Below are 12,232 nucleotides of genomic sequence, written 5' to 3'. Positions count from 1 at the left end.
GGCCGATTTGCTTAGGTGATACGTTGCTGGCCCTGGCGGGCGGTTGCATCGCATACTCGGTTCAATAAACACACCGCTGGCCTATGCGGGTGAAAACGTGTGGCTCATTTTCGAGGGTTTCTTATGTTTTACGTGCAACGTGATGCACAGGGTGCACTGAGTCGCGTGGAGGCCGCCGCCTTTGCCGAGTCAACCGAAACCCTGCCGGCCGATCACCTTGAGATTCAGGCTTGGTACGCCAACGAAGCGGTGGAAACCAGCCTGGCACAGCTCAAGCAAAGTGACCTGGAGATGATCCGGGTGCTGGACGACTTGATTCAGGTACTGACCCAAAAGGGCGTGATCAACGTGACGGACCTGCCGCCGGCGGCGCAGGCCAAGCTGATGGACCGTAACCACGCGCGGGAAGCGTTGGGCGGGTTGAGCCATTTGATCAATGATGAAGAGACTGGGCTGATCTGATTTCGGCAGGCAAACCGAATCTAAATGTGGGCAGGCTTTTGTGGGAGCTGGCTTGCCTGCGATGCAGGCACCTCGGTGTATCAGGCAGCCCGAGGTGATGCTATCGCAGGCAAGCCAGCGCCCACATAAGCCCGCTCCCACATTGGATTGGCATTATTTCCAGGGCGCGGGTTCACCAAACAACTGGCCCTGCACGCCGAAAATCCCCATCTCGCGAATCACCTTCAGCTCACCCTCGGTTTCCACGCGCTCGGCAATCAATGGCAAGTCGATACTGTGGGCCGCGCGTTGGATCGCTTCGATAAACAGGCGCTTGTCGCTTTCCTGGTCGATGGCGCGGATGTAGCTGCCGTCGATCTTCAAGTAAGCCAGGCCCAGGCGCGCCAGGTTGCCGATCATGCTGAAGCGCCCACCAAAACGCTGCAGGCTTAGGGAGAAGCCCAGCTCGCGTAGGCGCTTGGTTAACTGTTCCAGCAGCGCCTGCTCAGGCAATTGTTCTTCGCCAATTTCCAGGGTCAGGCGCGAGCCCAGGTTGCTGTGCTGGCGTAGCAGCTCAAAAATCCGATTCAACGCCTGGGCGTCCTGCAAGGTCGCCGCCGAGAGGTTCAGCGCCAGGCTATGGCTGTGGCCGGCCATCTGCTTGAGCACTTGCTCCAGCATCAGGCGGTCCAGGCGCGCGGTCCAGCCGAAGCGCTCAAGCCACGGCAGGAAACGCCCGGCGGGTATGGTCTGGCCGTCTTCATCCTGCAAACGCGACAGCACTTTGTAGTGCAGGACCAGCTGCGGGTCCTGGCTGGCGACGACCGGCTGGAAGTACAGCTTGAAACGTTGCTGAGTCAGGGCCTGGTCAAGCAGGGTGTGCCAGGCATGGTGATCATCACCGACGCTGGCGGCGGCACTGTGGTCGAGGCACACCCAACTGGTGTCGCCCTGCCCTTCGGCCTGGGCCAGGGCTTGGTCAGCCAAGGTCAACAGCGCCTGGGGGGAATCGCCATGGCTGAACGGCGCCAGGCCGATATAGGCGACCGGCGTCACATCACTGGCACCGGTGGCTTGCAGGCTGAGTAAGGTGCTTTCAAGGTTCTGCGCCAATTGCAGCGCTTCATCGCGCACCAGCCCGGGCGCCAGCACCGCGAATTCACCGCCGCGGATACGGGTGACGAGGTTGTGGGTTTCGGGGTACGGCTCGCACTCGCGCAGCAGTTGTTCACCGACCGCTTGCAGCAACTGGTCGGTGCGCTGACCACCCAGGCGCTGGTTAAGACCGGCCAGGTCCTTGACCCGCAATAGCAGCAGGTAGCCGGAGTTGGTGTCTTCCGGGTTACTCACCCGGGCGTTGAGCTGCATCTCGAAATAACGGCGGTTGGCGAGGCCCGTGAGGTTGTCCTGATAGGATTCGTTGCGCAGTTTTTCACTGCGCTCGGCCTGCTCCTGGAACAGCGCCTTGAGCTTCTCTACCATCTGGTTCATGGCCTGCACCACACGGCGCAGCTCCGGCGTACGTGGCAGGTCGGGCACGCTGAGGAACTCGCGGCGCGCAATGGCGTGGGATTGCTTGACCATGTAGTCCAACGGTTTCAGTTGCCGACGCAGCAGCAACGCGCCCAGCACCGCACTCACCGCACCGCACAGCAACAGCCAGCCGAGGCTGCCCAAGGCGCTTTGCCAAAGCTTGGCCAGGGCGAACATCGGGTGGCTGACCACTTCTACACGTGCCGCCTGTTCCCAGCCGCGGTTGACCAGCGCATCACCACCGGCCGGCTCCAGGCCGATCAATTTCACGAACCAGTTGGGCACACCGTTGTTGTCGGGGATACCGCTGCGCTCGACGATGGTTTTGTCAGTGGCCAGATCCACCACGCGAATGCTGGCGTAATAGCCGCTGTCGAAGATCGAGCTGACCAGTAACTCGACCATCGCCGGGTCGTCGATATTGGGCGTCAGCGACAATGCCAGCGCCGTCGCCGCGTCCTGTGCATGCGAGCGCAGCTGGTTGACGTATTGCGTGCGCGAGCTTTCCAGGCTGACCATGAAGCTGCCGCTGAAGGCGACCACCAGGAACAGACAGATTGCGATCAATAGTTGTTTGAACAGAGACATCCGATCAGTTACTCCTAGTTGGCAGGCTCGGCTGGGAAGCCTTCCGCACGCATTTTTTTCAACACATCCTGCCAGCGCGACAAGCGTTTAGTGTCACCGACTTTCTTGTTGCCCTTGGCGCCGGGCAAGTACAAACCTTCGGCGTTGAATGAGTACACCGGAATCAGGTCGGTACGGCGGGTGGCCGGCAAGATTTCGTCCATCAGGCTGTCGAGCACCAGCGGGATCGCGTCTGGGGTCGAATAATACGTCAGGACCATGTGAGCGCGATTCTGACGCAAGGCCTTGACGTAGGTAATGCGCAATTTGTCGCTGGAGACGCCCAAATGACGCAAACTGAAATACTTGGCGATCGCGTAGTCCTCGCAGTCGCCAGCCCCCTTCCAGAGTGCTTCGATGGGCGTCTCCCAGTAGTCGACCACGTGCCAGAGGTCGGTGTCTTCCACGTAAGACATTTGCTTGTTGAAGAACAGGTTGACCACCTTGAGCTGCTCCTGTTCGTCGACCTGCTTTTGGGTCGCCAGCAACCGCTGCCAGGCGTCGATACGCTGCTGGCCCTCCCCCAGCGGCCCGTACAAGGCCGTGGCCTTGCGGCTGATCTGGGAAAAATCCCAATCAGCATGCAGCCCGCCGAGCATAAGGCCGGCCAACACAATCGCTGAAAACAGCCAGCTAAAGATTCGAGAGGGAATAAAACTTACCGCCAAGGCGTTCAGTCCATGAAGAGAGACGGAATTTCAAAGGATGGTGATGCTTCGACTGGCAAAAAACAATGGCACAGTGCAATCATCCATCGGTCGGGCGAGTTTATAACCGCCCCCTGTGGGATGCACAAAGTACGCCCCGTAAGCCCTTACAAACGGAAACTTTGGTTGTTTGACAAGCGCGCGGCCCGTCTCTAGTGTGCATTGGATCCAATTAAACACACTCCACTCAAGAAAGGAGGATAGCGTAACCGTGACGCAGAAGCCGAACCCTTTAAGCAGCATCAAAATCAGCGGGCCTATTCCCGCCCATCTTGCTCGCGCCGTTATTGAAGAAACACTGCGTAATGCCATTCTCGATGGTCGATTGCCGTGTGGCACCGCGATGCGTCAGCAAGAGCTGGCTAGCCTGTTCGGCGTTAGCCGTATGCCCGTGCGCGAGGCTTTACGCCAACTGGAAGCTCAATCCTTGCTGCATGTGGTGACCCATAAGGGCGCCGTGGTTGCACCGTTGATCGAAGACAATTCGGCTGAGACCTATGAACTGCGCATGCTGCTTGAATCCGAAGCGTTGCGCCTCTCGACTCCGTTTCTCACCGACGCCGACATCGCTGAAGCCGATGCCTACATCAATGCGTTGGAGCAGGAGAAAGACTACACCGAGATTGGCCGTCTCAACCGCCTGTTCCACATGGTGTTGTATGGCAAGGCACCTAACCAGCGGCTGCTCAAACTGGTTGAACACGGTTTGAATGAGGAGGAACGCTTTCTGCGCTTCAACCTTGAGGCGATGGGCCTGGGCGAGACGTCCCAGGAAGATCACCGAGAACTGCTGAGCCTGGTGGCGCAGAAGAAAGTCGACGAGAGCATCCTGACGCTACGCAACCACTTGATGCGAGGGATGGAGGTAATCACCACCTACCTCAATGGTCTTGAAGCCTGCGCAAAGAAAGGCGCGCAGTAAGGTTTACGGCTCTGTTCCTTGACGCCTCTACGGTGTGGGGCTCCCTACCTCTCGGCGAGGGGCCCGCACTGATACGCCAGCGCCAGAACGATTCGATTTAAATAAGACGGCTCACTTCGAGGAAACTTCAAACAACTATCCAGGCAACTTACCCACAACAAGATATTTCTCGAAAAAACATCTAACACATTCATAAGATCCTCAAAACGTTTAACCAGACTATTATCTCTCGCCAATAAAACAAACATTTCGCTCGGCAGCACAACCCTATGTGCGGTTAGCGCTGCGCGCGTGGCACGGCTAAATGCCATCTTTACGTTGTTAATTAAAAACCCATTACTGTTTTCAGAGCAGTCGCAACAACTTATTAGGCGTCAACCATGCACCAACACTTACTTAAACAAAAAAAACTGCAGTTATGCAGCCATCCGTTATTTATAGAAATAACTTCAGTCAACAAGTTACACGTTTTTATGGAGCACCATGTATTTGCCGTTTGGGACTTCATGACCTTGACCAAACGCCTGCAGCAGGACTTGACCTGCACGCATTTACCCTGGCTTCCGCCCGCCGACCCGAAAGCCGCCCGCCTGATCAATGAAATCGTGCTTGGAGAGGAGTCGGACGAACACCCAACACATGGCCATTGCAGCCACTTCGAACTGTATCTGGAAGCCATGGGGGAGGTAGGGGCCGACACCACTAGCATCCAGCGCTTCATTGAATTGCAGCGCCAGGGCGTGGAAGCAAGTGCAGCCTTACACATGCTTGAGGTGCTTCCCGGCGTGGCCGGCTTTGTCGACAGCACGCTGGACATCGCGTTAAACGCACCTACCCACTGCGTGGCGGCGGCCTTCCTGCACGGCCGCGAGAGTGTCATCCCGTTGATGTTCGAACGTATTCTGCACAGTAATCCATGCATTGCTCGTCAAGCACCCACCCTGAACTATTACCTCAGCCGCCACATCGAGTTGGACGCTCAAGACCATGGGCCAGCGGCGCAGCAATTACTCCAACGCCTGATCGGGACAGACACTGCCCGACAACGCCAGGCCGATGAGACCGCCCTCGCCGCCGTGCAAAACCGCCTCAGCTTCTGGGACGCCGTGCGCGCCTCGCTTCAAGAGGTGCAACCATGACCGCCGTCGACTACCGCTCCTTTGCCGAAGACTGGGAACGCCGTGCAACGATCCGCACACGCCCTCGGCGCCTACTGGAAAACGATGACAGGTTGATCTATCCGCTGTGCCGCCAACCACTGGTGCTGAGTGCAACCTTTCTGGAGCACTGCCCGCAGTACCGCGACTTTGTGTTGGCGCAAAGCTTCTACAAATTCATCAACGATGTGGTGATCTTCGAAACCGAGATCGTCGGCAAGACCGCCCGCAACATTGCCAAGAACCACTTTTCGCTGCCCTTCCCCCTCGCCTGTCGCGTGGACGCGATGACCGTCGTGGTGGATGAGGACTACCACGCGCTGGTCGCGCTGGACTTCCTGCAACAGACCGTGGAAATGACCGGCATACAGCCCCTCGACCTGCCTGGGCAAATCGAACTGAGCCATGCCCTGCCGGCAGCGCAGGCGATGGCACCGGCACACCTGCGCGATGCCGTGGAATTGATTGGCGTGGCCATCGCCGAAAACACCGTCACCCATGACGTAGCGGCGTTTTCCAAGGACGACAGCGTCAAGCCTTCCATCCGTGGCTTGATGGCCGATCACTTGTTTGATGAAGGGCGCCATGCGCAATTCTGGACGCAACTGGTGCGTCTCTACTGGCAAGCGGCAAGCACGGCCGACCGCGACAGTATCGCTGTTACCCTGCCGACCTTTTTGGCGCATTACCTGACCAACGATCTGCAAAAAGGCTTTGATTTACACCTGATCGAACACCTGGACGCCAGCGCCGATGTTCGCCACGCGCTACAGGGCGAAGTCGCAGCGCTGGACTTTCCCATCACCCGCCAGCACCCACTGCTCGGTAACATCATGGGGTTCCTGCATCAGAGCGGCGTGCTGCACACACCGAGCGTCGCCCTGGCCCTGAGCGACTACCTGCCCGAACCGGGGAGGCCGGCATGAGGCGCTTGAAGATTGGTTGGAACGGCAGCAGCAATGCCTTGCAAGCGCTCAGGCAGACGCTGGAGCAATACGGGCACGTCAGCGCAACAGAATCCCTCGACATCGTTATTGAAGATGGCAGCCAACCACCGCTGACTCATTCCGACAACGCCCAATGGATAAGCCTGCGCCTGGGTGTCGGCCCGGTGTTCGAACATGGGCTTCCCGCGCTGCAGTTGCGCTGCTATGACCATGACCAACGCGTATTGGCGGTACAGGACCTTGCCGACGAACCCAGCGGCAACGGCCAGCAACTACGCCGGCACGCGACGAACGCGCTGGTGGAATGGGTGGCCTCGCTGGTCAGCGGTTTCTCGAGGGACGTGGGCTTCTTCGCCGCAACCACCACCGTTAACGCCTGGCCCGAGCAAGGCCTGCAAACGCTGGACGCGCTGGCGTTTGTGCATCGATTCAATCGCACAGCGCAGCCGGCATTATTGCAAGCAGCCCAGGCGCCCATCATCGAACGGCTACAGGCAAGCCTGCACACATTCGCCGAACGCCCGGCGCTGAACATCGCCGGCAGTGTGGTGACCTACCAGCAATTACGGATACGGGCCCTATCGATCCAGCAACGCCTGCGCCCCCTGCTGGAAGGCATTGAGGCGCCAGCAGTGGTCGGCGTTTGCCTGGGCAAGTCCACCGAGTTGTACGCCAGCATTCTCGCGGTGTTGGGTTGCGGCGCGGTGTACCTGCCACTGGCACCGGAGCATCCGCCACAGCGCCAGCAAACGATGCTGCAAAGTACTCGGGCGAGCGTGCTGTTGGATGATGGCCAGCACCCTTTGCGCGACCAGTTCGTTAGCCTGAATGTGTGCCAACTCGACCCGACGCACACTGACACCACGCAGCCTTTGGCGCACCATCGCGCCAGCGGCGAAGCACCCTGCATCGTGCTTTTCACCTCCGGCACCACCGGCCAGCCTAAAGGCGTGCTGCTCAGCCAAGGCAACCTTGCGCATTTCACCGCCTGGCTTGGGGCCTGTGTGGCGCTGAATGAGCAGAGCCGTGTGCTGCAATTTTCGCCGCTCAGTTTCGACTCATCGCTGATCGACATCTTCCCTGCCCTGATCGCCGGTGCCGAGTTGATCGTGCCCAGCGAGGGCCAGAGGCACGACCCTCAGCAGTTGGTCGAGCTGATTCGCCAAAAGAACATCAGCCACGCGTTTTTGCCACCGGCACTTTTGAGCATCCTGCCACTGGATCAGCCGTTGGGCCTGACCCACCTGTTGACCGGCGGTGATACCTGCGAGCCGCACGTGATCGAAAGGTTGGCGGGCCAGTGCCGATTGCACAACCTCTACGGCCCTACCGAGACGACGGTGCTCGCCACCCACCGCATGTTTCAGGCCGGCGACAGCCATCGCAACGTAGGCCATCCGATTGCCAACAGCCGGGTGCTGATCCTCGACGACCACCTGCAACCGGTGGATGAGCAGGTGATGGGCGACCTATACATCGTCGGCCCTGGGGTGAGCCTGGGGTATGTGAGCGCACCGCAACGGGTGGACAACCCGTTCGTTGAGCTGACACTGCCGGATGGCCAGATGCTGCAGGCTTACCGCAGCGGCGACCTGGCGAAATGGACGCAAGACGGTATAGAGCTGGGCGGTCGACGGGATGACCAAGTGAAGATCCGTGGTTTTCGGGTCGAGCCCCAAGAAATCGAAGAGTGCCTGCGCAGCAGCCGGTTGTTTCGCCAAGTGGCCGTGGTGATTGATGGTGATCGCCGGATTTTCAGTTTTGCCGCCCAGCCCGAGCCCGGCGCCACGCTGGCAGGCTTGAAGCGACATGCGCAGCAATGGCTACCGGCTTATATGCACCCCGAAGTGTGGACTGAGGTGCCAATAATGCCGCGCACCTGCCACGACAAGATCGACCGCCAGGCACTGCTGGCGATGCCAATGCACCCCACGCCCCACACTGCCCGTCACGCACCACAAACGCCTCTGCAAACGCGGCTGACGGCGCTGTGGAGCGAGTTGCTGTCGGTACCTGGCGATGCTCTTGGCATCGATGACAGCTTTTTCAACTTGGGCGGCCATTCCATCCTGCTGTCGACGTTGTTGCTGCGTCTGCGCGAAGAGTTTGGCCGCAGCCTGTCATTGAGCCGTTTCTTTGAGGCGCCGACGATTCGTACGCTCGCCGTGCTGATGGAGGACGGTGAACTGCCCAATGCACCGTCAGGCCAAGTGCACAAAGACGCATCGCAAGCGCTGAATCTACACATGCTGCATGAGGACCGCGCTGGTGATCCGCGCAAGGTGATCGTCACAGGCGCCAACAGTTTTGTCGGGGTGCACCTGGTCGAAGCGTTGTTGGCGGGCGGTGCGCAAGAGGTGGCCTGCCTGGTGCGAGAACAGCCGGGGCGCTCGGCGGCGGCGCGGTTTGCCGAGGCATTGCGCGAGTATCGCCTGGACCATCTGGACCTGAGCCGCGTGCAGGTCCATGCCGCCGATATCAGCCTGCCCCGGCTGGGCCTGGCCAGCGACGTGTATGAACACCTCGCCAGTACTTATGGCGTGTTGGTGCACAACGCAGCAAGGGTCAATCATGTGATGGACTACGCCTCACTCGCCAGGGACAACGTCGAACCGGTGCTGGAGTGCCTGCGCCTGTGTGAAACCCAGTGCAAGAAGGTCTTCAATTTCATCTCCACACTGTCGGCCTGCAGCAGCGTCGACGCTCAGGGGAACATCCTTGAAACACTTGCAGTGGCGACGTTGCCGCTCTATCTGAAGAACGGCTACAACCTCTCCAAGTGGGTGGCCGAACGGCTGTTGGGACGAGCGGCCGAGCAAGGTGCCTGGGTCAATATCTATCGCCCGGGCAATATCGCCTTCAACAGCCGCAGCGGTGTTTGCCAGCCGCAAAACAACCGCTTGATGCTGATGCTCAAGGGGTCGTTGCAGCTGGGCCTGGCGCCCCGCCTTGAGGTGAATTTCGACCTGATGCCGGTGGACTTCTTTGCCCGTTTCGTTGCGTTCCATTGCAGCCAATTTTCTGCCAGGCGCAACGTCTTCAACCTGCACAACCCACAGCCCTTGAGCTGGGATCACTACCTTGATGCATTCAGTCAGGCGGGCCACCCCTTCGAACGGGTGAGTGTTGCGCATTGGCAAAGAGCGTTGCGTACGGTGGGCTGCGAGAACGCGCTGTTTGGCGTGCTGGGTTTCTACCTGGATGACCTTTCAGAAGACATCAGCGACATCTCGATGATCTGTCACGACAACGCACGCCAGGGTGTTGAAGCCATGGGCGAGCACTACCCACAAAAGGACCCGGCGCTGTTGCGTAAGGGCTGCGACCACCTCAGGGCCATTGGCTTTCTCTGACCGCTAAAGGACACGCTTATGAAACCGCTGCAACCGGATACATTGATCCGCAACCCGAATGCCGCACCGTTGGTGGCGTCTGTCGAAGTCCCGTGCGAAGCCGCTCGCCTGTGGAACGTGGTAGGCAACTTTGCAGGCTTTGATGCCTTCATTCCCGCCCTTTCGCACATCGACATGACGGGGACAGGTGTAGGCGCATTGCGCACGAAATTTTTCCACGATGGCCATTGCGCTGTAGAGCAACTCAACAGCAGGGACGACGAGGCCATGTGCATGACATGGACCACAATCTACAACACGTTGGGCGTCGCGCGGTTGTGGGCTGCAATGCGCGTGGAAGGGCTTGGCGAGGGGTGCTCCAGGGCGACCTGGACCCTGATGGGCGAGCCACTGGAAACTGAGCAGGCAGAGTTTGAACAGTTTGTGCAGGCGTTCGCCGACAGCGCACTGCAGAACGTGCGCCAGATGCTCGGCTGATCAGCAGGAGCGAGAGGCCTCGCTCCTGCATAAACAGGGTCAGATTTTGAAGCTGTCGACCAATTGCTTCAGACGGCTGGCCTGCTGGGACAGTGCATCGCAGTCCTTGAGCGTTTCGTTGAGGTTAGCCACGCCCTGCTGGTTCAGCAGGTTGATCTGGTTGATGTCGACGTTGAGGGTTTCAACCACAGCGGTCTGCTCTTCGGTGGCGGCAGCAACCGATTGGTTCATGCCATCGATCTCGACGATTCGCTGAGTCACGCTGACCAGGCGCTCACCGGCCTGGTTGGCCACTTCCACGCTTTCTTCGCTGGAGGTCTGGCTGGCGTTCATGGTGGTCACCGCTTCACGCGAACCCACTTGCAGCGAAGTGATCATCTTATGGATCTCTTCGGCGGATTCCTGGGTACGGTGCGCCAAGTTACGCACTTCATCGGCAACCACGGCAAACCCGCGCCCGGCTTCCCCGGCACGCGCGGCCTCGATCGCGGCATTGAGCGCCAACAGGTTGGTTTGCTGGGAGATGCCTTTGATCACATCAAGGATGTGGCCGATGTTGTCGGTGCTGGCGTTCAGGGTTTCGATCTGGGTGCAGGACAGGCTGATTTTTTGCGACAGCTCCGACATCGCCAGGATGGTTTTCTCTACCACCTTGCGACCGTCGTCTGCCTGTTCACTGGCACCACTGGCGTGCTGCGAAGCATCGGCGGCGTTACGCGCGATTTCCTGAGTGGCGGCGCCCAATTCGTTGATCGCCGCGGCCACGCTATTGGTCCGCGCACTTTGCTCGTCCGAACCGATGATCGAAGCGTTGGACGAAGCCATCACGCGCTGGGACAGGTCGTGTACCTGACGCGTTGCCGAAGACACTTCCGAGATGGACGCGTGAATACGCTCGACGAACTGGTTGAAAGCACTGCCAACCTCGCCAAACTCGTCCTTAGTGGTCACGTCCAGGCGGCGAGTCAAATCGCCCTCACCCTGGGCGATGTCCTGCATGGCAACACCCATGGTGGTCAGGGGGCGTAGCAGCACTTGAATCAACAGGCTCAAGAGCACCGCAATGGCGACGACCGCGATTAACATGGCGATCAGCGCAGAAGTACGGAACTTGCCCAGTGGTGCGTAGGCTTTGTCTTTATCGATCGACAGACCGATGTACCAGTCTGCACCGGGCAAACCACTGATCGGGGTGAACGAAAGGATACGGTCCTTGCCATTGAGGACAACGTCCTGGCTGACCTTCTCGATGCGCAGATTAGCGCCAGGGTAGATGTCCTTGAGGTTTTTCATCACCTGGGCCTGGTCAGGACTGACGATGACCTGGCCATCGGCGCTGACCAGAAACGCATGGCCCATGCCGCCGAAGTCTACCGAATTGATGATCTTCACCAGGGTTTGCAAGCTCAGGTCGCCGCCGACCACACCCAGCAGTTCGCCGTTCTTTTTGACCGGCAGAGCGATGGTCACGATCTGCCCGCCCACAGCTGCCATGTAGGGCGGGGTGAGCATGGTTTTATCGGCGGCCACCGCTTGTTTGTACCAGGGACGCTGACGAGGGTCGTAATCGTCGGACATCTTGGCGTCAGGGCGCTGGGTGAACACGCCGTTGGTTTGACCGACATAAGTGAACTGGAAATTCGAGGTGAATGCAGGCTGGTCGACCAGGCCTGGAAGGTCGGCAGCACTGCCCTGATGCGCAACGTTTTGCGCCAGGTTTTCGAGGACCAGAATCCGGCCACTCAGCCAGTTCTGCACACTGCTGGCGGTGAGTTCACCCGATTGCTGGATAGACGACTCCAGGTTTTGCTTGATGGTGCTGCGCTGCAGGTAGTCGTTGTAGAACGTGAATAACGCGAAAGCGAGAACCACGACGCCTGACGCGGCCAACAGAATTTTATGACTGAACTTGAGATTCATTTCATCGACTTCTTTTTGCCAAAGGGGGATGAGCGTGCCGAGTGGAACATTTCATCTAACGGGATAGGCGAACTCTGCGACCGCTCTATTTCGGTGCACGCATGGCTCATCAGTCTTTCGGCCAATTCAGGAAAAATCTTAGAAATTT

Annotated in this window: 9 protein-coding genes; 6 read left to right on the top strand and 3 right to left on the bottom strand. The window is 59.0% G+C overall.

The window, feature by feature from the left end; translation table 11 throughout:
• Window positions 1-123: 123 nt before the first annotated feature.
• On the top strand, window positions 124-462 hold the full coding sequence (locus K0P33_RS01840) for a tryptophan synthase subunit beta (protein ID WP_094953149.1): 339 nt from the start codon (window positions 124-126) through the stop codon (window positions 460-462).
• Between the two features lie 153 nt (window positions 463-615).
• Here the strand turns inward: K0P33_RS01840 and lapD are convergent, their stop codons facing one another.
• Window positions 616-2,562: a cyclic di-GMP receptor LapD gene (gene lapD, locus K0P33_RS01835; RefSeq protein ID WP_094953150.1), complete on the bottom strand. Its 1,947-nt coding sequence runs from the start codon at window positions 2,560-2,562 to the stop codon at window positions 616-618.
• A 14-nt stretch (window positions 2,563-2,576) separates the two neighbouring features.
• Window positions 2,577-3,269: a cysteine protease LapG gene (gene lapG, locus K0P33_RS01830; RefSeq protein ID WP_094953151.1), complete on the bottom strand. Its 693-nt coding sequence runs from the start codon at window positions 3,267-3,269 to the stop codon at window positions 2,577-2,579.
• A gap of 250 nt (window positions 3,270-3,519) precedes the next feature.
• On the opposite strand from lapG, the gene K0P33_RS01825 reads away from it, so the two are divergent.
• From K0P33_RS01825 to K0P33_RS01805, 5 genes are all read left to right on the top strand, one after another.
• Window positions 3,520-4,230 carry a GntR family transcriptional regulator gene (locus K0P33_RS01825; RefSeq protein WP_094953152.1) on the top strand — a complete coding sequence of 237 codons (711 nt, stop codon included), beginning with the start codon at window positions 3,520-3,522 and terminating at the stop codon, window positions 4,228-4,230.
• A gap of 380 nt (window positions 4,231-4,610) precedes the next feature.
• The gene (locus K0P33_RS01820) at window positions 4,611-5,369 is read left to right on the top strand and encodes a DUF3050 domain-containing protein (RefSeq protein WP_242153740.1); all 759 of its coding nucleotides are present in this window, start codon (window positions 4,611-4,613) and stop codon (window positions 5,367-5,369) included.
• Window positions 5,366-6,313: a diiron oxygenase gene (locus K0P33_RS01815; RefSeq protein ID WP_242153738.1), complete on the top strand. Its 948-nt coding sequence runs from the start codon at window positions 5,366-5,368 to the stop codon at window positions 6,311-6,313. Before K0P33_RS01820 ends, K0P33_RS01815 begins: the two co-directional genes overlap by 4 nt.
• A complete protein-coding gene (locus K0P33_RS01810) occupies window positions 6,310-9,687 on the top strand; it encodes an amino acid adenylation domain-containing protein (RefSeq protein ID WP_242153736.1) in 3,378 nt (1,125 codons plus the stop codon). The genes K0P33_RS01815 and K0P33_RS01810 overlap by 4 nt, the downstream gene beginning before the upstream one ends.
• An 18-nt stretch (window positions 9,688-9,705) precedes the next feature.
• On the top strand, window positions 9,706-10,164 hold the full coding sequence (locus tag K0P33_RS01805; protein ID WP_242153734.1) for an SRPBCC family protein: 459 nt from the start codon (window positions 9,706-9,708) through the stop codon (window positions 10,162-10,164).
• 39 nt (window positions 10,165-10,203) lie between these two features.
• On the opposite strand, the gene K0P33_RS01800 is transcribed toward K0P33_RS01805, so the two are convergent.
• Window positions 10,204-12,084, bottom strand: coding sequence for a methyl-accepting chemotaxis protein (locus tag K0P33_RS01800; RefSeq protein ID WP_094953160.1), 1,881 nt, complete (start codon window positions 12,082-12,084; stop codon window positions 10,204-10,206).
• Between the last annotated feature and the right edge of the window lie 148 nt (window positions 12,085-12,232).

This window comes from Pseudomonas sp. ArH3a, assembly GCF_022648765.1.
Taxonomy (GTDB): Bacteria; Pseudomonadota; Gammaproteobacteria; order Pseudomonadales; family Pseudomonadaceae; genus Aquipseudomonas.
The sequence above is the reverse complement of the archived record's forward strand: the minus strand, read 5'-3'. Positions and strand labels throughout refer to the sequence as shown.